General features: G+C 57.8%; 20 protein-coding genes. 17 read left to right on the plus strand and 3 right to left on the minus strand.

From position 1 onward, the window contains the following. Window positions 1-193: 193 nt before the first annotated feature. The 8 genes from ccoN to ccoS all read left to right on the plus strand — a co-directional run bounded on the left by ccoN (window position 194) and on the right by ccoS (window position 8971). Window positions 194-1801 (plus strand): cytochrome-c oxidase, cbb3-type subunit I, encoded by a 1608-nt coding sequence (ccoN, locus tag K3727_04175; GenBank protein ID UWQ92003.1) that lies wholly within the window; start codon window positions 194-196, stop codon window positions 1799-1801. Window positions 1802-1815: 14 nt separating this feature from the next. Continuing rightward, window positions 1816-2544 (plus strand): cytochrome-c oxidase, cbb3-type subunit II, encoded by a 729-nt coding sequence (gene ccoO / locus K3727_04180; GenBank protein UWQ92004.1) that lies wholly within the window; start codon window positions 1816-1818, stop codon window positions 2542-2544. Between the two features lie 11 nt (window positions 2545-2555). Next, window positions 2556-2741 (plus strand): cbb3-type cytochrome c oxidase subunit 3, encoded by a 186-nt coding sequence (locus tag K3727_04185; GenBank protein UWQ92005.1) that lies wholly within the window; start codon window positions 2556-2558, stop codon window positions 2739-2741. Further along, window positions 2738-3607, plus strand: coding sequence for a cytochrome-c oxidase, cbb3-type subunit III (ccoP, locus tag K3727_04190; protein UWQ92006.1), 870 nt, complete (start codon window positions 2738-2740; stop codon window positions 3605-3607). Before K3727_04185 ends, ccoP begins: the two co-directional genes overlap by 4 nt. Before the next feature lie 1110 nt (window positions 3608-4717). Then, the gene (gene ccoG / locus K3727_04195; GenBank protein ID UWQ92007.1) at window positions 4718-6148 is read left to right on the plus strand and encodes a cytochrome c oxidase accessory protein CcoG; all 1431 of its coding nucleotides are present in this window, start codon (window positions 4718-4720) and stop codon (window positions 6146-6148) included. 3 nt (window positions 6149-6151) lie between these two features. Continuing rightward, window positions 6152-6622, plus strand: coding sequence for a FixH family protein (locus K3727_04200; GenBank protein UWQ92008.1), 471 nt, complete (start codon window positions 6152-6154; stop codon window positions 6620-6622). Between the two features lie 6 nt (window positions 6623-6628). Continuing rightward, window positions 6629-8806 carry a cadmium-translocating P-type ATPase gene (cadA, locus tag K3727_04205; protein UWQ92009.1) on the plus strand — a complete coding sequence of 726 codons (2178 nt, stop codon included), beginning with the start codon at window positions 6629-6631 and terminating at the stop codon, window positions 8804-8806. 6 nt (window positions 8807-8812) lie between these two features. Next, entirely contained in the window at window positions 8813-8971 is a 159-nt protein-coding gene (ccoS, locus tag K3727_04210) for a cbb3-type cytochrome oxidase assembly protein CcoS (protein ID UWQ92010.1), read from the plus strand. A 582-nt stretch (window positions 8972-9553) separates the two neighbouring features. On the opposite strand, the gene K3727_04215 is transcribed toward ccoS, so the two are convergent. From K3727_04215 to K3727_04225, 3 genes are all read right to left on the minus strand, one after another. Beyond that, a complete protein-coding gene (locus tag K3727_04215; protein UWQ92011.1) occupies window positions 9554-10912 on the minus strand; it encodes a D-alanyl-D-alanine carboxypeptidase in 1359 nt (452 codons plus the stop codon). A gap of 306 nt (window positions 10913-11218) precedes the next feature. Next, the gene (locus K3727_04220) at window positions 11219-11551 is read right to left on the minus strand and encodes a hypothetical protein (GenBank protein ID UWQ92012.1); all 333 of its coding nucleotides are present in this window, start codon (window positions 11549-11551) and stop codon (window positions 11219-11221) included. 179 nt (window positions 11552-11730) lie between these two features. Then, window positions 11731-12444, minus strand: a complete 714-nt coding sequence (locus K3727_04225; protein UWQ92013.1) for an HAD family hydrolase — start codon at window positions 12442-12444, stop codon at window positions 11731-11733. A 127-nt stretch (window positions 12445-12571) separates the two neighbouring features. Between K3727_04225 and clpS the strand changes: the two genes are divergently transcribed. From clpS to K3727_04270, 9 genes are all read left to right on the plus strand, one after another. Continuing rightward, window positions 12572-12895 carry an ATP-dependent Clp protease adapter ClpS gene (gene clpS / locus K3727_04230; GenBank protein UWQ93266.1) on the plus strand — a complete coding sequence of 108 codons (324 nt, stop codon included), beginning with the start codon at window positions 12572-12574 and terminating at the stop codon, window positions 12893-12895. 113 nt (window positions 12896-13008) lie between these two features. Further along, a complete protein-coding gene (locus tag K3727_04235) occupies window positions 13009-13995 on the plus strand; it encodes a class I SAM-dependent methyltransferase (GenBank protein UWQ92014.1) in 987 nt (328 codons plus the stop codon). A 131-nt stretch (window positions 13996-14126) separates the two neighbouring features. Further along, a complete protein-coding gene (locus K3727_04240; protein ID UWQ92015.1) occupies window positions 14127-14936 on the plus strand; it encodes an SDR family oxidoreductase in 810 nt (269 codons plus the stop codon). 23 nt (window positions 14937-14959) lie between these two features. Continuing rightward, window positions 14960-15853, plus strand: a complete 894-nt coding sequence (gene hemF / locus K3727_04245) for an oxygen-dependent coproporphyrinogen oxidase (protein UWQ92016.1) — start codon at window positions 14960-14962, stop codon at window positions 15851-15853. 70 nt (window positions 15854-15923) lie between these two features. Further along, window positions 15924-16997, plus strand: coding sequence for a phenylalanine--tRNA ligase subunit alpha (pheS, locus tag K3727_04250; GenBank protein ID UWQ92017.1), 1074 nt, complete (start codon window positions 15924-15926; stop codon window positions 16995-16997). 5 nt (window positions 16998-17002) lie between these two features. Next, window positions 17003-17353, plus strand: a complete 351-nt coding sequence (locus K3727_04255; protein ID UWQ92018.1) for a DUF2513 domain-containing protein — start codon at window positions 17003-17005, stop codon at window positions 17351-17353. Between the two features lie 281 nt (window positions 17354-17634). Next, window positions 17635-18441 carry a polyhydroxybutyrate depolymerase gene (locus tag K3727_04260; GenBank protein ID UWQ92019.1) on the plus strand — a complete coding sequence of 269 codons (807 nt, stop codon included), beginning with the start codon at window positions 17635-17637 and terminating at the stop codon, window positions 18439-18441. Window positions 18442-18529: 88 nt separating this feature from the next. Further along, window positions 18530-20926, plus strand: coding sequence for a phenylalanine--tRNA ligase subunit beta (pheT, locus tag K3727_04265; protein ID UWQ92020.1), 2397 nt, complete (start codon window positions 18530-18532; stop codon window positions 20924-20926). Next, a complete protein-coding gene (locus K3727_04270; GenBank protein ID UWQ92021.1) occupies window positions 20926-21369 on the plus strand; it encodes a GNAT family N-acetyltransferase in 444 nt (147 codons plus the stop codon). The genes pheT and K3727_04270 overlap by 1 nt, the downstream gene beginning before the upstream one ends. Window positions 21370-21404 lie beyond the last annotated feature (35 nt).

The raw sequence follows: 21404 nt of genomic DNA on the forward strand, positions 1-21404 counted from the left end.
TGCCCTCATACATTCTGTTGCACCCATGTCACGGGCGGTACATTATCATCTGATAATTTCCTTCTCACAGAATGCCGCATCATGTCTTGATGCAGATCAAAGCAACTTTGTCACCTGTTTTGCATCAAACGCACAGTCTAAATCCGTCTGGCGCGGCGTGAGAATCGCGCGGGACAAGGCAAAGGGACGCACAATGTCAAATTACCTCAAGCTTATCGTGCTTGGTCTGGTCGTCATCTTCGCGATGATTGCGGCCGGAAACGCACGCGATATAGCTTATCAGGTGCACGCCATCCTTGTGATGCTCGTGTCTGGTGGGCTTTTCATCTACACTTTGCGCCACACTGACGAACCTGTTTCGACCCGGTCCGTGGCAAATGAATATATGGATGGCGTTGTTCGCGCCGGCGTGATCGCAACGGCCTTTTGGGGTGTTGTCGGTTTCCTGGCGGGTACATTCATCGCATTTCAGCTGGCCTTCCCAGCCCTCAACTTCGATTGGGCGCAGGGGTATGCCAACTTTGGCCGGTTGCGTCCGTTGCACACTTCGGCTGTGATTTTTGCCTTTGGTGGCAACGCGTTGATTGCGACGTCCTTCTTTGTGGTCCAGCGGACTTCGGCCGCGCGTCTGTGGGGCGGCAACCTCGCATGGTTCGTGTTCTGGGGGTATCAGCTGTTCATCGTGCTGGCGGCAACCGGCTATCTGCTGGGTGGAACCCAGTCCAAGGAATACGCAGAACCCGAATGGTATGTTGACCTGTGGTTGACTGTTGTCTGGGTGGCGTATCTGGCCGTGTTCCTGGGCACCGTGATCAAGCGTAAGGAACCCCACATCTACGTGGCCAACTGGTTCTACCTGTCGTTCATCGTAACCGTTGCCATGTTGCACCTGGTCAACAACGCGTCCATTCCGGTCAGCATCTGGGGATCCAAATCCGTGATCCTGTGGGCTGGTGTTCAGGATGCAATGATTCAGTGGTGGTACGGTCACAACGCTGTGGGCTTCTTCCTGACTGCGGGTTTCCTGGGCATGATGTACTACTTCATTCCGAAACAGGCCGAACGTCCCGTGTTCTCGTACAAGCTGTCGATCATCCACTTCTGGGCTCTGATCTTCCTGTATATCTGGGCTGGCCCGCACCACCTGCACTATACCGCGTTGCCGGATTGGGCATCGACCCTGGGTATGGTGATGTCGGTTATCCTGTGGATGCCGTCGTGGGGTGGCATGATCAACGGTCTGATGACTCTGTCGGGGGCCTGGGACAAGCTGCGCACCGACCCGGTTATCCGGATGATGGTGATTTCGGTTGGCTTCTACGGCATGTCCACCTTTGAAGGTCCGATGATGTCGATCCGTGCGGTGAACTCGCTGTCGCACTACACTGACTGGACCATTGGTCACGTGCACTCTGGGGCGCTGGGTTGGAACGGCATGATCACCTTTGGTGCGCTGTACTATCTGGTTCCGGTCCTGTGGAAGCGCGAACGCCTGTATTCGCTCAGCCTCGTGTCCTGGCACTTCTGGCTGGCCACTATCGGCATCGTTCTCTATGCCGCTTCGATGTGGGTGACCGGTATCATGGAAGGCCTGATGTGGCGCGAAGTTGACGCCAACGGCTTCCTGGTGAACTCGTTCGCTGACACCGTGGCTGCCAAGTTCCCGATGTATGTGGTCCGTGGTCTGGGTGGGGTTATGTTCCTCGCTGGTGCCGTGATCATGTGCTACAACCTGTGGATGACTGTACGTAAGGCACCGGCCAAAGAGGCCAGCCTGTCCGTCGCAGTTCCTGCTGAATAAGGAGGGCCCGAGCAATGGGAATTCTCGACAAACACAAGATCCTCGAGACCAACGCGACCCTCCTGCTGGTATTCAGCTTTCTGGTCGTGACCATCGGTGGCATCGTGCAAATCGCGCCGCTGTTCTATCTGGAAAACACCATCGAGAAGGTGGAGGGCATGCGCCCTTACACCCCTCTCGAAATGGCAGGTCGCGAAATCTATATTCGTGAAGGGTGCTATGTGTGCCACAGCCAGATGATCCGCCCCATGCGGGACGAGGTTGAGCGCTATGGTCACTATTCGCTGGCGGCGGAGTCGATGTACGATCACCCGTTCCAGTGGGGCTCAAAGCGGACCGGACCAGACCTGGCCCGTGTCGGTGGTCGCTATTCGGATGAATGGCATGTCGACCACCTGCGTGACCCGCAATCGGTGGTTCCGGAATCGGTGATGCCAAAATATGGCTTCCTCGAAGACAAGAAGATCGATGGTAAGTATATGGGTGACTTGATGGCGACCAATGCCATGCTTGGCACACCGTATTCGGACGAGATGATCGAAAATGCCATGGCAGACTTTGCTGCACAGGCCGATCCGGACAGCGATTACGATGGTCTGTTGGAGCGGTATGGCGACAACGTCAATGTGCGCAACTTTGATGGTCAACCTGAACTGACCGAAGCTGATGCGCTCGTGGCTTATCTGCAAATGATGGGGACTTTGGTTGACTTCTCGACCTTTACCCCGGTCGCAAGCCGTTAAGGGAGGGTCAAATGGAAATTTACACTCTCCTGCGGCAATTTGCAGACAGCTGGATGCTGTTGGTATTGTTCCTGTTCTTTATTGGTGTCGTGGTCTGGGCGTTTCGCCCAGGCAGCACCAAGGTCTACAAAGACACGGCCAATATCCCGTTCCGGCATGACGACAAACCCGCCACATCCGAGGAGGCGAGGACATGAGCAAAAAATCGAAAAAGTTCGATGGTGATCCGAATACCACCGGTCACAGCTGGGATGGTATCGAAGAATTCGATAACCCCATGCCGCGTTGGTGGCTTTGGACTTTCTATCTCTGCATTATCTGGGGCATTGGTTATACGATTGCCTATCCGGCCTGGCCGATGATCAATTCGGCCACTGCCGGTGTGTTGGGCTGGTCGACTCGTGCGAATGTTGCGGCTGATATCGCAGCCGTTGACGAAGCCAACGCTCCGATCAATGCCAAGCTGGAAGCGGCAGAATTGACCGCGATTTCGGGCAATACCGAGCTGAACACATACGCCGCGTCTGCCGGTTCTGCTGTGTTCAAGACTTGGTGTGCCCAGTGTCACGGATCCGGTGCTGCCGGTGCCAAGGGATATCCTAACCTGTTGGACGACAGCTGGCTGTGGGGCGGTGACATCGAAGCCATCCACGGCACGATCACCCATGGGATCCGGAATGAAGAAAGCGACGATGCGCGCTATTCCGAAATGCCTGCTTTTGGACGTGATGAGCTGTTGGAAAAGGACGAAATCGACCAGGTCGTGAACTTTGTCATGTCGCTGTCAGGTGATCCAATGGATGCATCCAAGGTCGACGCCGGCAAGGTCGTGTTCGAAGACAATTGTTCGTCGTGCCACGCCGAAGACGGCACTGGTGACCAGTCTCAGGGTGCGCCGAACCTTGCGGATGCGTTGTGGCTCTATGGTGGGGACTATGAAACCATCAGCGAGACCGTCAACAACAGCCGCTATGGTGTTATGCCAGCTTGGAATACACGTCTGACAGAAGCGGAAATCCGCGCTGTGTCGGTCTATGTTCACCAGCTGGGCGGCGGACAGTAAGCCAGGTTCAAGAATTGAAGCGAAGGGGCCGTGTTCTGCGGCCCCTTTTTTGTGTTTGGGTGCGTGTTCAAGAAACTTCGAACTTTCTGGCGGCCACAAACTGAACGCCCGGCCGCCGCGTGAGCCCAGTGAACCATTCGGCACAGTGAACTGACCATGCTGCCGACTTTGATTTGGTGCCTCAAAGCGTCTTGAAACGCCTTGGACCTTGGGTCTGTTGCACACGTGCCAAACCTGCGACGGGATTTCAGTTTTATCTTCGGCGAGGGTCAAAAAAGTCAGGAGTTTGATCTTGGTCAAACACGGCCCGCCCAAAAGGTGATTGTGTAGCGGTGTGGCAGGTTCCGGTTCGGATGGTCCCCCCCAAACGGGCCGGTATGTGTCAAAGAAATCCTGTGTTGATCCTTCGGGGTTTTCACGAGGAGCAGGCGTCGGTTTTTCGATCTGTTCGCGCGTTTCCTGGAAAACCGACGCCCATTTTCTCCTTCGGTTCCGCCCTTGGCGGTCCGATCACTTGAATCAGAATCTCTGAGTGTTCCTCGCCGTTCTGGGCATGAGCATGTTCGGTTGTCTGGCTATTGACCCCTGTACCCAATCAGATCCATGTCCCAATTCTTGGACTGGGAGATGCTGTCAGCGTCGGTCACACAATTTTCCAACTGTGTCTGAACCCACCGCTGACCAGATTAATTCCGGGGTCTTTCTTGCAAAAAGACGGTTTTGATCCGATGCCTCCAACGGTGACGTCTCGTCGAAGTCGTGCTCCAATGGTCAGGGGCCCATCTGAAAAGATTCTATGTGTCGCGCCCTGGCGCAGAACGTTTCCCACATCGTTCAAAGGGCGTTCCAGGTTGCCTTTGAAATGAGTGTCCGCCATGCCGCCAGGGTCCCCGAAATTTCTGAAATCAATGCATTAATTTTCCGCGACGCAAAAATTCTCGCGCAATTGCGGGGTCATTGGGAACCTTCTTGGACTGGATGTTTTGATCAACGCTGATATGAATTGGATAAAACGTGCTTCCTAGATACGCTTTTTGACCCATATCAAAGTTTGAAGCCCGCCCATCTGTGACAACCCGCGGGAGTGAGCCACTAACCCGGAGTGATTCCGTGAGCGATTCCAATCCAGCCCCCAGCCTTTATGCCGCCAGGGAGCCTGTCTTCCCAAAACGTGTGTCAGGGAAATTCCGCAACCTAAAATGGATCATCATGGCGGTGACGTTGGGGATTTATTACCTGACGCCATGGATCCGCTGGGACAGGGGGCCTTCCCTGCCGGATCAGGCGGTGCTGCTGGACTTGGCCAACCGCCGGTTTTACTTCTTCTGGATTGAGATCTGGCCCCATGAATTCTACTTCGTGGCTGGCCTGCTGATCATGGCCGGTCTGGGGCTGTTCCTGTTTACGTCGGCTTTGGGTCGGGTGTGGTGTGGATATGCGTGTCCCCAAACAGTGTGGACCGATCTATATATTCTTGTGGAACGATGGGTCGAAGGCGATCGAAACGCCCGTTTGCGTCTGCATCGTCAGAAGAAATGGGATTTTCGCAAATTTCGTCTGCGGGCAACCAAAACAATCCTGTGGCTGCTGATCGGTCTGGCAACCGGCGGGGCCTGGGTGTTCTATTTTGCCGACGCGCCGACGTTGTTGGTGGATCTGGTGACTCTGAACGCCCACCCCATCGCCTATACGACGATGGCGGTGCTGACTGGCACAACCTTCTTTTTCGGTGGCTATGCGCGGGAACAGATCTGTATCTATGCCTGTCCCTGGCCGCGTATTCAGGCCGCAATGATGGACGAAGACACATTGGTGGTCGGTTATCGCGACTGGCGCGGTGAACCACGCAAAGCGTCCGAAGAGGTCAAGGCTGGTGAACCGCAGGGTGACTGCATCAATTGTATGGCTTGTGTGAACGTCTGTCCTGTCGGCATTGATATTCGTGACGGGCAACAGCTGGAATGTATCACCTGTGCGCTGTGCATCGATGCCTGTGACGACATCATGGAAAAGATCGGCAAGCCGCGTGGTCTGATCGACTATATGGCAGTCAGTGACGAAACCAATGAGCGTGCAGGCAAACAACCGGTCGATGTCTGGAAGCACATCCTGCGGCCACGTACCATGCTGTATACCGGATTGTGGACATTGGTCGGTGTGGGCTTGGTCTTTGCGTTGTTCATCCGTTCTGATATCGACTTGACCGTCGCCCCGGTACGTAACCCGACCTATGTAACGCTGTCTGATGGGTCGATCCGTAACACCTATGACGTGCGACTGCGGAACAAACATGGCGAAGCTCGCCCGTTCAAACTGTCGCTCAAAGGGGACCCGACGATGCGGGTTCAGATCGAAGGGACACCTTATGACTCGGTGAGCGTGCCTGCTGACACGGCCCTGTTTCAGCGGGTATATATCGTAACACCCAAAGGTGCGGCGGCATCCAATGCCAAGGCTACGGATGTGCGGATCTGGGTCGAAGATCTGACCAATGGCGAACGCGCCCACAAGGACACGACATTCAATGGCAGGGGGAACTGAGCCATGACAAATGACAAACCCGAGCGCCAATTCACTGGTCGCCATGCTTTGATGGTGTTCGGAGGCGCATTTGCCGTGATCATCGGCGTCAACATCGCACTGGCGGTCAGTGCGGTCAAAACCTTTCCCGGCCTCGAAGTCAAAAGCTCTTATGTGGCAGGGCAGGAGTTTAATTCCCGCCGCTCGGCGCAAGAGGCCCTGGGCTGGTCGGTGCTTGCGTCATCCGGTGGCGGTTTGGTCGTTTTGGAAATAACCGATGAAAACGGCCATCCGGTTGAGGTTGCATCCCTGGATGCGACCCTGGGCCGGGCAACGCAGATCAAAGATGACATGCGTCCCGATTTCAAATTTGACGGATCAGCCTATGTGGCCCCCGCCGAGCTGGCACCCGGCAACTGGAACATCCGGATGAAAGCGACCGCTAACGATGGGACCGAATTTACCCAACGTGTTGTCCTGTATGTAAAGGGCTGATTGCGCATGACCGCCCAACTCCGTCCCTCTGTTGCAGTCTGTCCCGGATGCGTGGCTGGCCCCGACGGTCCAGTACAAGACGCGCCGAAAGAGGCGCGCATCGCACTGTCTCTGCCAAGCATCCATTGCCAGGCCTGCATTTCGGCGGTGGAGCGGGGGTTGAGCGCGACGCCGGGTGTGCATTCGGCGCGGGTGAATCTGACATTGAAACGCGCCATGATCGAGGCCGACCCGGAGGTGCGGGCGGTTGACCTGATTCCGGTGGTCGAAGGGTTGGGGTATGAAGCGCATGAACTGGACGCCACTGCGCTGAGCGCGACACAGAATGACAAGGCGGGCCGTGATCTGCTGATGCGTTTGGCGGTTGCAGGATTTGCGTCGATGAACGTTATGTTGCTGTCGGTGTCGGTCTGGTCCGGTGCGACGGATGCCACGCGGGACATGTTCCATTGGATTTCCGCCGCGATTGCCCTGCCTGCCATCGCCTTTTCTGCGCAGCCGTTTTTCGTGAATGCCTGGTCGGCCCTGCGCGTGCGACGTCTGAACATGGATGTGCCGATTGTTCTGGCCATCGTTCTGGCGCTGACCACGTCGCTGTGGGAAACGTCGCTATCTGGGGAACATGCGTATTTTGATGCTGCGCTGACTTTGACTTTCTTTTTGCTGGCCGGGCGTTATTTGGACTACCGCACCCGTGCAGTGGCGCGATCGGCAGCCGAAGAGCTGACCGCATTGGAAGTGCCCCGAGCGATCCGGGTGATAGATGGCGATGCGTACGAAGTGCCGGTCGCGGGTCTTGCCATTGGGGATCTTGTTCTGGTGCGACCGGGTGGTCGCATGCCGGTGGATGGAGAGATTGTTGAGGGTCAGTCCGAGTTGGATCGCTCGCTGTTGACCGGCGAAACATTACCGGTCTTTGCTGCGCCGGGCACGTGTGTGTCCGCGGGCGAAGTGAATCTCACAGGCCCGCTGATCATTCGCGCGACCGCTGTGGGCGAAGATACATCGCTGCATCGCATGGCGGATCTGGTTGCCATCGCAGAATCCGGGCGGTCTCGGTATACTTCTTTGGCGGATTCTGCAGCCAAGCTGTATGCGCCGGGTGTTCACATTCTGTCGGCGCTCAGCTTTTTGGGCTGGCTGGCCTATTCCGGAGACATGCGCACTGCGCTGAACATTGCGGCTGCAGTTTTGATCATCACCTGTCCTTGTGCGCTGGGGCTGGCGGTGCCTGCGGTCACCACCGCTGCGTCAGGGAGATTGTTCAAAAAAGGCATGCTGATCAAACACCCCACAGCTTTGGAACGCCTGGCCGAAGTAGACACTGTGGTGTTCGACAAGACCGGAACATTGACTGCTGGGACCCCCGAAGTGACGAATCTGGGTGATCATGACCGGGGAGATCTGCAAATTGCCCTGGCCCTGGCCGAGGCATCTTCCCATCCGTTGTCCCTGTCCTTGGTCCGGGCGGCCCGCGACGCAGGGATCAAGCCGGCGAAGCTGGCGGATGTGACCGAAGTTCCCGGATTTGGAACCGAGGCGACATACCGGGGAAATCGGGTGCGTCTGGGGCGGGCTGCCTGGGTCGGCGCACAGCAAGGCAGTCAGACGGCGGCCTGGTTGGATACGGGGGCAGGGGACCCTGTTGGGTTCCTGTTCGTCGATGCCCTGCGACCCGGAGCCGAAGACGCGGTCAAGATGCTGCGTGCGTCGGGCAAGGATGTGCTGTTGATATCCGGCGACACCACCGGAGCGGTCGAGGATCTGGCGCAGAGATTGGGACTATCCAAATGGGTGGCCGAGGCGCTGCCTCAGGACAAGGTACAGAGGGTTCAGGCGCTGACAGACGACGGGTGCAAGGTGTTGATGGTTGGGGATGGGTTGAATGACACTGCGGCGCTTGCGGCGGCCCATGTGTCGATCTCGCCGGCTTCGGCGTTGGATGCGGCCCGGGTGGCTTCGGATATTGTGCTGCTGGGACAGGATTTGGCTCCAATAGCCGATGCGGTTGATACAGCGCAAAAGGCGACGCGTCGCATTCGGGAGAACTTTCGAATTGCAACAGTCTATAATCTGATCGCCGTGCCCTTGGCTGTTGTCGGTTTGGCAACGCCGCTGATCGCGGCCTTGGCCATGTCCAGTTCCTCTATTACAGTGTCGCTGAACGCGTTGCGGCTGAGGTGAAGTGCCATGGAAGTATTGTCTTACTTGATTCCGATTTCCCTGATCCTCGGTTCGATCGGTTTGGCAGGGTTCGTCTATACCGTGCGGTCCAACCAATACGATGATCCCGAAGGCGATGCACGGCGCATTCTCAGTGATGATTGGGACGACCATCCCAAGCCTTGAGCTCGTGGGGCGAGGGAACGGTGCGTGCAAGCACACACCCTACAGCCTGGCGATGGAAGGAACTGTAGGGCCAGTCGGCGGGGTGATCGCACAGGCCGCGCCGGGTTGGGAGAGTACGACAGATTTCCATATGGGTGCGATAGTCGGATTGGGAGGCAATATGGTGTTCCCAATACCGACGCTGCCAGATTCCGCGTTCACGACGCGCTAGCTGGCTGGCCGTTCGCGGGGCACGCGGGAGCCCGCGTGAAAAGCGTGATTTGATTTGTCGCCATCGGGTTGGATAATCAAAATCCCCTTCCGGCAACGTCCATATCGCATGCATCTGGTCAGGAAGTACGACCCAGGCGTCGACATGAAACGGCCGTGTCCTGCGCGTGAGCCCCACGGCCGAGCGCAGTTGATCGATTTCATCCGTCAACAAGGTTGATTGGGGGTCCTGCAGACAGACTTCGAAATAGATGGTTGCGCCTGGGCGACGTGGTCTGAGATAATTGGGCATGACACCAATGTTGGCGACCATGGTTAAGATATAGTGAAGGGCGTGTAGGGTGCTTGCTGGCACGCACCTTTGCTTTCAGGTCAGGATTTGGGGCCGATCATCGAGCAGGTGACGTTGCGGGCCTTGAGGCGTCGGCAGGCCAGATCTGCGCGTTCCTGACTCATCCCCAGAAAATTCGCCTCATATCCCTTGTTGGACTGCACGACTTTTCGCAAGGACCCATCCAAGGTTGCCATTTCCGCGAGGGCGGTGCGCAGCAAAACCTTTTCAGCCTGGTACCGGTTGGAATAGCGCCCGACATTGATCCCCCAATACTGCCCACCCGAAGTGGATAGACGGGTCACAACTTCCTGAACCGTTTCTTCTTTGACGCTGACGTTTGACGCCAGAACGGCCGTTTCTACAGCCTCTGCGGCCACCTGTGGGCGCTGCGCGGGTCGTGTGCCAGGGGTCACAGCCGCGACATCCTTGGCTTCGGCCAATGCGGCGTCGATGCTGGCTTGAATGGCTGCACGCTGTTCGTCTGTTGTATTTGCATTGGCGAGTTGAACGGTTCCCTGATCTCCTGGACGGACCATGGGGCGTAAACTTTTGTCGACGGCGGTCGTGACACGCACGGTCTTCGCACCAGTGCCGACCTCATTGCCGACATAGGCCGGCCGCTGGGGCTTGCGCAGTGGTGCGCGCGACGGAGACCGACGGAAACCCATATCCAGAAGCTCGGCGACCTTGGCATTGCGCGCGGTCGATGATTTGCCGCCAAAGACAGTCGCAATCACGCGTTCATTGCCGCGTTGGGCCGACGCCACGAGATTGAACCCGGCCGCCCGTGTGTATCCGGTCTTGATGCCGTCAGCGCCCTTATAGGCAGCCAGAAGACGCCTGTTTGTATTGTTGACGGTCTTGATCCCGGCGTTGGTCGAAGTCCGTGAAAACAGGTTGTAATACTGCGGGAAGTCATACAGCAGATGCCGCCCCAAGGTGGTCATGTCCCGGGCTGTCGACAAATGTCCGCTTTCCGTCAGACCATGGGCGTTCTTGAATGTCGTCCGGGTCATCCCCAGAGCTTTGGCCGTTCGGGTCATGCGGCGCGCAAAGGCGGCTTCGGACCCGGCGACAGCTTCACCCAGCGCGGTTGCCGCGTCATTGGCCGATTTGACGGCCGCCGCACGGATCAAATAGCGCAGTGCAATTTTCTGCCCGGCCCGCAACCCCAGTTTGGACGGAGGCTCGGATGCCGCATGTTTGGAAATACGCACTTTGGTATCCAGGGTGAGTTCCCCGTTGCGCACGGCTTCAAAGGTGACGTAAAGCGTCATCATCTTTGTCAGCGATGCGGGGTGGAGACGGGTATCCGCGTTGCGGGAATGCAGCACCTCTCCGGTGCGTGCGTCAATCACCATTGCAGCATAGGGTGCCGCCCAAGCACCCAAGGGCATGATCAAACACACCCACACAATAGCGAATACATATAGACCCCAACGGGTCGGACTCAGATGCCGAACCTGCACGATCGCTGCCTTTTTCTGCCTCACGCCGCTGCATTTTTGCAGCTGACTTTTGATTATTACCGAAAGCGTAACACAGCATTTCTCTGAAATAAACCAAAAGCTTTTATGACGTTCCTCAGCTAATTATGAGACAGGAGGCAACATGTTGTGGCCGTGTTTCACGAAACCTCTACACCCGGCGCAAGGCACAGGATCTGTCCCTGTGCCCAGAGTGTCGGCAGGTCGTAACGTCAATTAGATGTGACCAGAATGCATATTTGTGACATAAGCTGGCCCGCTGAAAGTCAGCTCCAGGGAAAATGCACAAGGCTGAGCGATTCGCGCTTTGATCTTCTGTTCCAGGTCATCCAGCAGATCCTGAAGAAATGCTGCGTCGCGATGTGCCTTTGGCAACAACGACACGTTGATGATGATATGTGTGTGATGGAACTGCTCGACGGGCCAGGCGCGACCTTTGCAGGCACCGGCGCTATTGTCATGGTTCAGAATTGTGGCCTCGATATCGGCCAGAATGGCTGGGGCGTTGATGTTCAAATCCGACGAATATTTGATTTCGGCGTGGGGCATGGTCCGGGTTCCCTGAAATGGCGCTGCTGTCAGGCGTGTTTACCGGGAAAAATCCAAAAGAGAAGGGCCCGCCAATGGTTCGCGCCGGTGTCGGCAAACCAAAAGGCCCCAAAACCATAGGCCTTTGGATATCTGTTCAAACGACTCCCAGTGATCGCTAGGTGCGCCGGGGCATACCTCTACGTATTGCGGGGGTCGATCTGTGCAACCAGTTGCGGCAGGTCCGCGAGGGTGGAAACCTTGTGGTACCGCAGGGCGGAACGCGGTTCCTCGGCGTGTTCGATTTCCCAAACCATCCCGTGGGGCACGTAGATTCCCCATCCGCCAGCTTGCACGACGGGAACGACATCAGAGCGCATTGAATTGCCCACCATCATGGCTCGATCCGGTCCTTCGCCATGGCGCGTAAAGATGTCGATATAGATGTCCGTCGTCTTTTCTGACACGATTTCCACCCCGTCGAACAGATCGCCCAACCCGGACTGGGCCAGCTTGCGTTCCTGGTCCAGCAGATCGCCTTTTGTGATCAACAGCACCCGGTAATCCTGGGTCACCGTTTCAACGGCCCGCTGGGCGTGGGGCAGCAACTCGATCGGGTGGCGCAGCATCTCCTGACCGGCCTCGATCAGTTCGCGGATCACTCGGGCAGGGACCCGGTCTTCTGTCACTTCGATAGCTGTTTCGATCATCGACAGTGTGAACCCTTTGATCCCGTACCCATAGTGGCCGATATTGCGTTTTTCGGCCGCCAGAAGCCGATTGGCCAAATCGTCGGCGTCGGCGTAATCGCATAGCAATCCGGCGAACCTGTCCTGGGTCAGGCGAAAGAAGCGTTCGTTGTGCCAAAGCGTATCATCAGCATCAAAGGCGATGGTGGTCAGCGGACTCTTCATTTTTGACTGTTCGCTTTCTCTTTTCTAAACTGATTGCGAGGCTATATAAGCATAGAAACAAAAACCACGGGCCGCTTGGCCCAAAAACCGGATAGACCCTGACGTGACCTTGCAGCCTTTGCCCCTGATGATGTCGGACAACGCGGACGATGACACCGAAAGCGGCCTGATGACCAAAACGCGGGCCAAGACCAAACGCCCGCCGCGTTACAAGGTGCTGTTGTTGAACGATGACTATACACCGATGGAATTTGTCGTGCATGTTCTCGAACGGTTCTTTGGTTTGAACCATGCGCAGGCCTTTGAAATCATGTTGACTGTCCACAAGAAGGGATTGGCGGTGGTTGGAGTGTTCAGCCACGAGATCGCTGAAACCAAAGTCGGGCAGGTGATGGATTTTGCCCGCAGGCACCAGCATCCGCTGCAGTGTACGATGGAAAAAGAAGAATAAATCTGCCGCAGTCCTGAATGTCTTGCTCTCGCGGGTTGGCACGTGTGATCGCTTGTTCTTGGCCGTAACACCGCCTAAGAAGCGCGGATCTGTCAGCGCGAGAGGGCCTGCCTATGTCTCCCCGTCTTTCCCTAGCCATCCAGGCCGGTGTCCCGATTCCTGATGAGGGCCGCATAGCGGTCTTCCATCCCCGTGGGGATGCGGACCTGTCGGCGCTGCCTGCCGACCGCGTTTTAGCTATTCAACCTATGCGACCCGATCATGATGCGCTGGTCGCACGCGGATTTGCCTGTGCAGCGACCCTGCCCGAAGGTGAGCGGTTTGCCGCATCGGTTGTGTTCGCGACACGGGCCAAGGGGTTGGGACGGGATCTGGTGGCGCGGGCCAGTGCCTGCACAGAGGGGCCGGTTCTGGTGGATGGGGCCAAAACCGATGGAATCGATTCTCTGATCAAACCGCTGTTGAAACAGGCCCAGGCCCATGCGCCGATTTCCAAGGCCCACGGCAAGATCTGCTGGTTTGCCGGTGGCGTGGAGATGCCGGATTGGCGGGCTGCGGACTTTACCGATATCGGCGGATATGTAACCGCACCCGGCGTGTTTTCGGCAGATGGAATTGACCCGGCCTCGGCATTGCTGGCTCAGAGTTTGCCAGTCAAACTGGGCCGTAGGGTTGCCGATTTGGGGGCCGGGTGGGGCTATCTGTCTGCTCAGATCCTGACACATGACGCAGTAGAGGTTCTGCACATGGTCGAAGCGGATCATGCGGCCCTGGATTGTGCCCGTCGCAATGTAACGGATGCGCGCGCGCAGATGCATTGGGCCGATGCCTGTGGATGGGCTGCGCCCGAACCGCTGGATACCGTTGTGATGAACCCGCCATTCCACACGGGTCGCGCGGCCGAACCTGCGCTGGGACAGTCCTTTATTGATACAGCGGCCCGCGTATTGACGCCGTCGGGGCAGCTGTGGCTGGTTGCCAATCGGCACTTGCCGTATGAAACCCGTCTGAGCGAAAAATTTGCCCAAGTCGAGGAAATCGCCGGCGACAACCGGTTCAAGGTCCTGCACGCCAGCCGACCGAAACGTCAACGTCGCTGAGCCGAATAGCAACACCGGCAGAAATGCGCTGGCCTCATCGGTGTGGAAACTGCAACGACAAAAACCGGTTTCAACCTTGGACCAACCTGATTAGCCTGCCCTCTCGAGACCCACAGACGGAGCGTTGCCCCATGTCCTTTTCCATCTCAGGAAAAACCGCAATCGTCACCGGTGCCTCCAGCGGCATTGGTTTGGCCATCGGCAAGCAATTTGCCGAACAAGGTGCCAATGTGATGTTCGCCGATCACAGCGAAAAGGATCTGATCAGCGAGTTGGACAAATATGCGGACGATGACAATGTCGCATATTTTGCGGGGGACCTGCGCGAACGTCTGACCATTGCCAATCTGTTGTCGGCAACGATTGATACGTTCGATCAGATCGACATCTTGGTGAATGGCGCGCGCCAGGTTGTGCCGTCGGATCCGTTGGACCCAAACGATACGTCAACGGAAATACTGTTGGGGCAAACCCTGTTGCCGACATTGCGCCTGTCTCAACAAGTGGCGCGCCGCATGATGAAGCAGGCCGAAGATCGTGACGAAGACGACAACACGCCCGCCGGGTCAATTATCAATCTGTCCTCGATTGCGGCACGCCGCACCCATCCCGAACTGTTGGCCTATTCGGTGACCTCGGCGGCCTTGGACCAGGTGACCCGGTCACTGGCCGTGGCGCTGGCCCCGCACAAGATCCGGGTGAATTCCGTTGCCTTCGGGTCGGTCATGAGCGCGTCAATGAAGACAATTCTCAAGGAAAACCGATCCTTCCGACAGGACATCGAACAACACACCCCGTTGGGTCGGATTGCATCGCCAACGGAATTGGCGGATGCGGCGCAATTCCTGGCTTCGGATGCCGCAGGTTTCATGACCGGGCAGATCGTGACGCTGGATGGCGGGCGCACTCTGCTCGACCCGGTTGCTGCGCCGGTACACTGATATTTCGACACAAAGGACGACCCATGACCGCTTCGATGGACATTGAAAAAGCCACCGCCTCTGCCTGGTTCCGCCAGCTGCGTGACGACATCGTTGCCGCATTCGAAGAGCTGGAAGACAGCCACGCTACCGGCCCCTTGTCCGACGCAGCGCCGGGGCGGTTCGACGTCAGTGAAACCAAACGCGCCGCGGAGGATGGATCCGATGCGGGCGGCGGATTGATGAGCGTCATGCGGGGCGGGCGTGTGTTCGAAAAGGTCGGAGTCAATATCTCGACTGTCTATGGCACCTTGGGGGAGCGGGCACAAAACGCAATGGCCGCGCGCAAAGGCATCCCGGGAATGAAGGACGATCCGCGGTTCTGGGCCTCGGGCATCAGTCTGGTTGCGCATATGCAGAACCCGCATGCGCCCGCCGTTCACATGAATACCCGCATGTTCTGGACCCCGCACGCCTGGTGGTTTGGTGGCGGATCTGACCTGAATCCGTGCATCGAATATGACGAAGACACCGCGCATTTCCATGCCACGCAGAAATCGCATCTCGACCCGCATGGCCCCGGCCACTATCCCCGGCTCAAGGAATGGGCGGATGAATATTTCTATATCCCGCACCGCAATCGCGCCCGTGGCGTGGGCGGCATTTTCATGGATGACTATTGCAGCGACGACTGGCAGGGTGATTTCGCTCTGACCCAGGACATTGGCCGTGCCTTCCTGCCCGCCTTTCTTCCGCTGGTGGAAAAACGTCGGGTGCAGGATTGGTCTGACGCCGACAAGGACGCGCAACTTGTGCATCGCGGGCTCTATGCCGAATACAACCTGGTCTATGACCGGGGCACCAAATTCGGCCTGGAAACCGGCCATGATGCCAATGCGGTGCTGATGAGCCTGCCGCCGATGGCCAAATGGGTCTGATCCGCGACGCCTGACTTGCATTCATCGCAATTGGCCGATAGCAGGTTCACGATTAATTCGGGGACCGGTCATGGACGATCTTAAGGCAAAATACCTGGCACAGATTGCAGATGCCGCGGACGAAGCCGCGCTGGAGGCGATCCGTGTGGCCGCTGTCGGCAAAAAAGGCGAAGTCGCGTTGAAGATGCGCGAGCTGGGCAAGATGACCCCGGAAGAGCGTCAGGTTATGGGCCCGGCGCTGAACGCGCTCAAGGATGAGATCAATTCGGCCCTGGCCGCGAAAAAGGCCGGGTTGGCCGATGCGGCGCTGGACGAACGGCTGCGCACCGAATGGTTGGATGTGACCCTGCCATCGCGCCCGTCGCGTCAGGGATCGTTGCACCCGATCAGCCAGGTTCAGGAAGAGATCACCGCGATCTTTGCCGAGATGGGGTTTTCGGTTGCCGAAGGGCCGCGGATCGACACCGATTGGTATAACTTTGATGCGCTGAACATCCCCGGTCACCACCCCGCACGGGCCGAGATGGACACGTTCTACATGCACCGCGCGACAGGCGACGATCGTCCGCCGCATGTGCTGCGCACCCATACCTCGCCGGTCCAGATCCGGTCGATGGAGAAGATGGGCGCGCCGCTGCGCATCATCTGCCCGGGTGGCGTGTACCGCGCCGACTATGATCAGACCCACACACCGATGTTCCACCAGGTCGAAGGTCTGGCATTGGACAAGAACATCTCGATGGCCAACCTGAAATGGGTGCTCGAAGAGTTCGTGAAGAGCTTCTTTGAGGTGGATGATGTCGAACTGCGCTTCCGCGCCTCGCATTTCCCGTTCACCGAGCCCTCTGCCGAAGTCGACATTCGCTGTTCCTGGGAGGGTGGCGCGCTGAAGATCGGCGAGGGCGACGATTGGATGGAGATCCTTGGCTCGGGCATGGTCCACCCCAAGGTCATCGCCGCCGGTGGTATCGACCCCGATGTCTATCAGGGCTTTGCTTTTGGCATCGGCATCGACCGTCTGGCAATGCTGAAATACGGCATCCCCGACCTGCGCGCCTTCTTTGACAGCGACCTGCGCTGGCTGCGCCACTACGGCTTTGCCGCGCTGGACATGCCAAACCTGCATGGTGGCTTGTCTCGGTAATGCCTTTGCGTGACCTCGACCGGATCCGTGAAATCATTATAGAGGCGAGTGAAACACCATCGGAGTACGATGATGGGCTGGTAGAATTCGGCGACCGAATGCTGCCGGGCGATGAGTATCAGTTATACCTAATGGCCGACGCCGGTCTCATCGAAGGTCGAGCATGCAAGAATGGAATTTTCTTTATTACTAATCGAGGTGCCGATTTTTACGGTGCAATCCTAAATGAAGGTGTTTGGGAAAAAACAAAGGCGGGTGCTTCACAGGTTGGGGGTATGACCCTCGGCATGGTCAAAGATCTTGCGGTTGCTTACATCAAGAAAGAAGCGGCAGAGAAGCTGGGCATTTCGTTCTAGGCTTTTATATTCTGCCTTTTCTTATCTTGTAGCGCGGAATCAAGGCCGATAGGCCGCCGCGCCATCGCCATCGCCAGACCGCCCGCACGGGCTGGCGATTTTGTGGGGACAGTTACACGCTCAGGTGTCGTTCGGACTTGGTGAGATAAACTGCACAGTGCAAACCTTGGATCGCCACCCCGCGGTCTGGCTATGGCGCGGCTTGTGCTTTTGATCGTCGTTCACCTCTTGCCCACAGACATGTGAGATGACAGCGCGGTTCGGGGCGGTATCGTGCGGGTATGACGCGACTTCTCCTGATCATTGCTGCCCTTTGGGCCCTTCCTGCTGCTGCCATGGGGCCTTGGCAGAACCGCTGCCACGGTGACACCCCCTGTGAGATTGACGGGCGGTCCTATCACATCCGCGAACCGGATGGTTGGGACGGGGAAACCCCGCTGCCGGTGTTGATGCATTTCCACGGTTGGATGCGGCAGGGCAGTTTGATCATCAAACACCAACGTATTTCCGGCGCGACACGGCGGCGGGATGTGTTGCTGGTGGCACCCAATGGTCAGGATCGCAGCTGGGATTTCTGGGCCTCGGGGACGGCGGATGTCGAATTTGCCCGTGCCGTGCTGGAAGATGTCAAACAGCGGTACCCTGTCGACCCTGACCGCATTTATGTGTCGGGGTATTCCTGGGGCAGCAATATGGCCTGGCGGTTTGTTTGCGAGGATGGCACCGACATTGCCGCGCTGCTGGCGATCTCGGGCACGTTGGATCAGAACGAAGTCTGTGCCACCGCCCCGCGTGAGGTGCGCCAGGTCTATGGGTTGAACGACGATGTGCTGCGGTTCCCCTATGGCCCCGGTGGCGACACCACCTATCCGGTGCAGCTGTGGCGCGCGGCCTATGACTGTGGTCCGGGCATCGATACCGGGGCGTGGAACGCCGTCTCCTTTCTCACGCTGCACCGCACCACATGGGACGATTGCGACCAGGGGCGGGTCAGCCTGGACATTCATCCCGGTGGTCATTTCATCCCGCATGGCTGGATCGCGCGCCAGTTGGACGAACTTTTGGGTCGCACTCCCAGCTATCCGTGAGCTTGGCCGCGTGCCAAGGCTTGAACCTTGGGCCATTCTTTGTCATTGCCTCTGGCAACCGCTAGTTTCTGCCAAAGGGCGCTGACCGATGAAATTCACTCTCTCCTGGCTCAAGGATCACCTGGACACCGACGCATCGGTGGCCGAAATCGCTGACACGCTGACCGATCTGGGCCTTGAGGTCGAAGAGATCGTGAACCCGGCCGAGCGGCTCAAGGAATTCACCATCGGCAAGGTGGTGCACGCCGAGAAACACCCGGACGCGGACAAGCTGCGCGTATGCAAGGTGGAAACCGATGAGGGCGAGATGCAGATCATCTGTGGTGCCCCCAATGCACGCGAAGGTATCACGGTCGTGGTCTGCAAACCGGGCATGTATGTGCCGGGGTTGGATATCACCATCGGTGTCGGCAAAATTCGCGGCGTCGAGAGCTATGGCATGATGGCGTCCGAGCGCGAGCTGGAACTGTCGGACGAACATGACGGCATTATCGAACTGCCCTCGGGCGAGGTGGGTGACAAGTTCATCGACTGGCTGGCCGAGAATGACCCCTCCAAAGTCGACACGATGATCGACATCGCGATCACGCCGAACCGTCCCGATGCGCTGGGCGTCTTTGGCATTGCCCGCGATCTGGCAGCCCGGGGTCTGGGCACGCTGAAAACCCATGACCACACCCCGGTGCCAGGTGATTTCCCGTGCCCGATCAATGTGACCATTGACCAAGACACAGCCGATGGCTGTCCGCTGTTCACAGGGCGGATGATCCGGGGGGTGAAAAACGGTCCCAGCCCACAATGGTTGCAGGACCAGCTCAAGGCGATTGGGTTGCGCCCGATTTCGGCGCTGGTGGATGTGACGAATTACTTCACTTACGATCAGAACCGCCCGTTGCACGTGTTTGACATGGCCAAGGTGCAGGGTGACCTGCGGGTGCATCGCGCCGCTGGAGGTGAAAAACTGGTGGCGCTGGACGACAAGGAATACACACTGGGCGCGGGGCAGATGGTGATTTCGGACGACAATGGTCCCGAAAGCATCGCAGGCATCATGGGGGGCGAGGCCACCGGCTGTACCGAAGAAACCGTGGATGTCTTCCTGGAGAGCGCGTTCTGGGATCACGTTCAGATTGCCATGACTGGCCGTGCGCTGAAAATCAACTCGGACGCGCGGTACCGTTTTGAACGTGGTGTGGACCCCGAGTTCACTATCGAAGGGTTGGAGCGCGCCACGCAGATGATCCTGGATCTGTGCGGGGGGGAGCCGTCCGACGTGGTCATTGCTGGTGACGTGCCCAGCCATCACCGTGCCTACAAGCTGGACACAGATCGGGTGCAGTCGTTGGTGGGGATGGATATTCCCGAAAGCGAACAGCGCCAGACGCTGACTCGTCTGGGATTCCGGCTCGAAGGCAGCATGGCGCATGTGCCGTCTTGGCGCCCGGACGTGCAGGGCGAAGCCGATCTGGTCGAGGAAGTCGCCCGGATCGCATCGTTGACCAAACTAAAAGGCAAACCGCTGCCGCGACTGACCGATGGCATCACATCAGCTGTCATGACCCCGATGCAACGCCGTCAGCAGATGGCGCGCCGTACCGTGGCTGCGTTGGGTTACAATGAATGTGTCACCTACAGCTTCATCGACCAGCCTTCGGCGGCGTTGTTCGGTGGTGGCGATGACGCCAGCATGTTGGCCAATCCGATCAGTTCGGAAATGTCGCATATGCGTCCCGATCTTTTGCCCGGTCTGTTGCAGGCCGCCGCCCGCAATCAGGCGCGCGGTTTTATGGATCTGGCGTTGTTCGAGGTCGGTCCGGCCTTTACCGGTGGTGAGCCGGGCGAACAGGTCACTCAGATTTCCGGGATTTTGATCGGACGCACCGGCCCCAAAGACACACATGGTGCATCGCGCCCGGTGGACCTGTTTGATGCCAAAGCCGACGCCGAAGCGGTTCTGAGCGCTATCGGGGCCCCGGCCAAAGTGCAGATTCTACGCGATGGGGCGGCATGGTGGCATCCGGGGCGTCATGGTCGGATTTGTCTGGGTCCGAAAAAGATGCTGGGTGTCTTTGGCGAATTGCACCCCAAAGTGCTGGCCGAGATGGACATCAAAGGGCCTGCCGTTGCCTTTACCATTTGGCCCGAAGAAATTCCGTTGCCGCGCAAGGGCAAAACCACCCGCGCTGCTCTGAACCAGAGCGATCTTCAGGCGGTTGAACGGGACTTTGCCTTTGTCGTCGATGCATCTGTCGAGGCGTTGACACTGGTCAATGCCGCTGCCGGTGCTGACAAGGCGCTGATCGAAGACGTGCGTGTGTTTGATGAATTTATTGGTGGCAGCCTGGGTGAGGGTAAGAAATCCCTGGCCATCACTGTGCGATTGCAGCCCAAGGACAAGACGTTGAAGGAACAGGACATCGAGGCCGTGAGCGACAAAATCATTGCCAAGGTGACCAAGGCCACCGGCGGTAGCCTGAGAGGCTGATGGAACGGGGCATTCACATCCGGCCGGCAACGCCTGTGGATGCTCCATCCCTGACCCGCTGCATAGATGCGGCCTATGCCCGATATTTTGCCGAGGGGTTGGATCTGCCCCCGGTGTCGTCGGGCGTTGCACAGGACATTCAGGATCACGTCGTTTTGGTGGCCCAAGCAGATGGCGCGGTTGTGGGCGGTGCGATCCTGTCGGTGACGGGCGGAACGGCGCACCTGATGAATCTGTTTGTCGACCCCGAACACACCGGCCGCAAAATCGGCTCGCTTCTTCTGCAATCGGTCACTGACGTTGCCCGCGCTGCCGGGCACACCCGCATGCGGCTAGCCACCCATCGGGATATGCCGCGCAATGTCAGCTACTACCAACGCAGGGGGTGGCAGGTTTCGGGATCCGAAGATGTGCGAATATTCATGGAAATTGATCTGACCTGAGCCCGGTCATACCCTGACGAAGCGTCAAGTCACAG

Source organism: Rhodobacteraceae bacterium M382 (assembly GCA_025141015.1).
Taxonomy (GTDB): domain Bacteria; phylum Pseudomonadota; class Alphaproteobacteria; order Rhodobacterales; family Rhodobacteraceae; genus Aliisedimentitalea; species Aliisedimentitalea scapharcae.

Coding starts and splice junctions, on each gene's coding strand:
- ccoN (UWQ92003.1), top strand. CDS start 194: ATGTCAAATTACCTCAAGCTTATCGTGCTTGGTCTGGTCGTCATCTTC.
- ccoO (UWQ92004.1), top strand. CDS start 1,816: ATGGGAATTCTCGACAAACACAAGATCCTCGAGACCAACGCGACCCTC.
- K3727_04185 (UWQ92005.1), top strand. CDS start 2,556: ATGGAAATTTACACTCTCCTGCGGCAATTTGCAGACAGCTGGATGCTG.
- ccoP (UWQ92006.1), top strand. CDS start 2,738: ATGAGCAAAAAATCGAAAAAGTTCGATGGTGATCCGAATACCACCGGT.
- K3727_04200 (UWQ92008.1), top strand. CDS start 6,152: ATGACAAATGACAAACCCGAGCGCCAATTCACTGGTCGCCATGCTTTG.
- cadA (UWQ92009.1), top strand. CDS start 6,629: ATGACCGCCCAACTCCGTCCCTCTGTTGCAGTCTGTCCCGGATGCGTG.
- ccoS (UWQ92010.1), top strand. CDS start 8,813: ATGGAAGTATTGTCTTACTTGATTCCGATTTCCCTGATCCTCGGTTCG.
- K3727_04215 (UWQ92011.1), bottom strand. CDS start 10,912: ATGCCCTTGGGTGCTTGGGCGGCACCCTATGCTGCAATGGTGATTGAC.
- K3727_04220 (UWQ92012.1), bottom strand. CDS start 11,551: ATGCCCCACGCCGAAATCAAATATTCGTCGGATTTGAACATCAACGCC.
- K3727_04225 (UWQ92013.1), bottom strand. CDS start 12,444: ATGAAGAGTCCGCTGACCACCATCGCCTTTGATGCTGATGATACGCTT.
- clpS (UWQ93266.1), top strand. CDS start 12,572: ATGATGTCGGACAACGCGGACGATGACACCGAAAGCGGCCTGATGACC.
- K3727_04235 (UWQ92014.1), top strand. CDS start 13,009: ATGTCTCCCCGTCTTTCCCTAGCCATCCAGGCCGGTGTCCCGATTCCT.
- K3727_04240 (UWQ92015.1), top strand. CDS start 14,127: ATGTCCTTTTCCATCTCAGGAAAAACCGCAATCGTCACCGGTGCCTCC.
- hemF (UWQ92016.1), top strand. CDS start 14,960: ATGACCGCTTCGATGGACATTGAAAAAGCCACCGCCTCTGCCTGGTTC.
- pheS (UWQ92017.1), top strand. CDS start 15,924: ATGGACGATCTTAAGGCAAAATACCTGGCACAGATTGCAGATGCCGCG.
- K3727_04260 (UWQ92019.1), top strand. CDS start 17,635: ATGACGCGACTTCTCCTGATCATTGCTGCCCTTTGGGCCCTTCCTGCT.
- pheT (UWQ92020.1), top strand. CDS start 18,530: ATGAAATTCACTCTCTCCTGGCTCAAGGATCACCTGGACACCGACGCA.
- K3727_04270 (UWQ92021.1), top strand. CDS start 20,926: ATGGAACGGGGCATTCACATCCGGCCGGCAACGCCTGTGGATGCTCCA.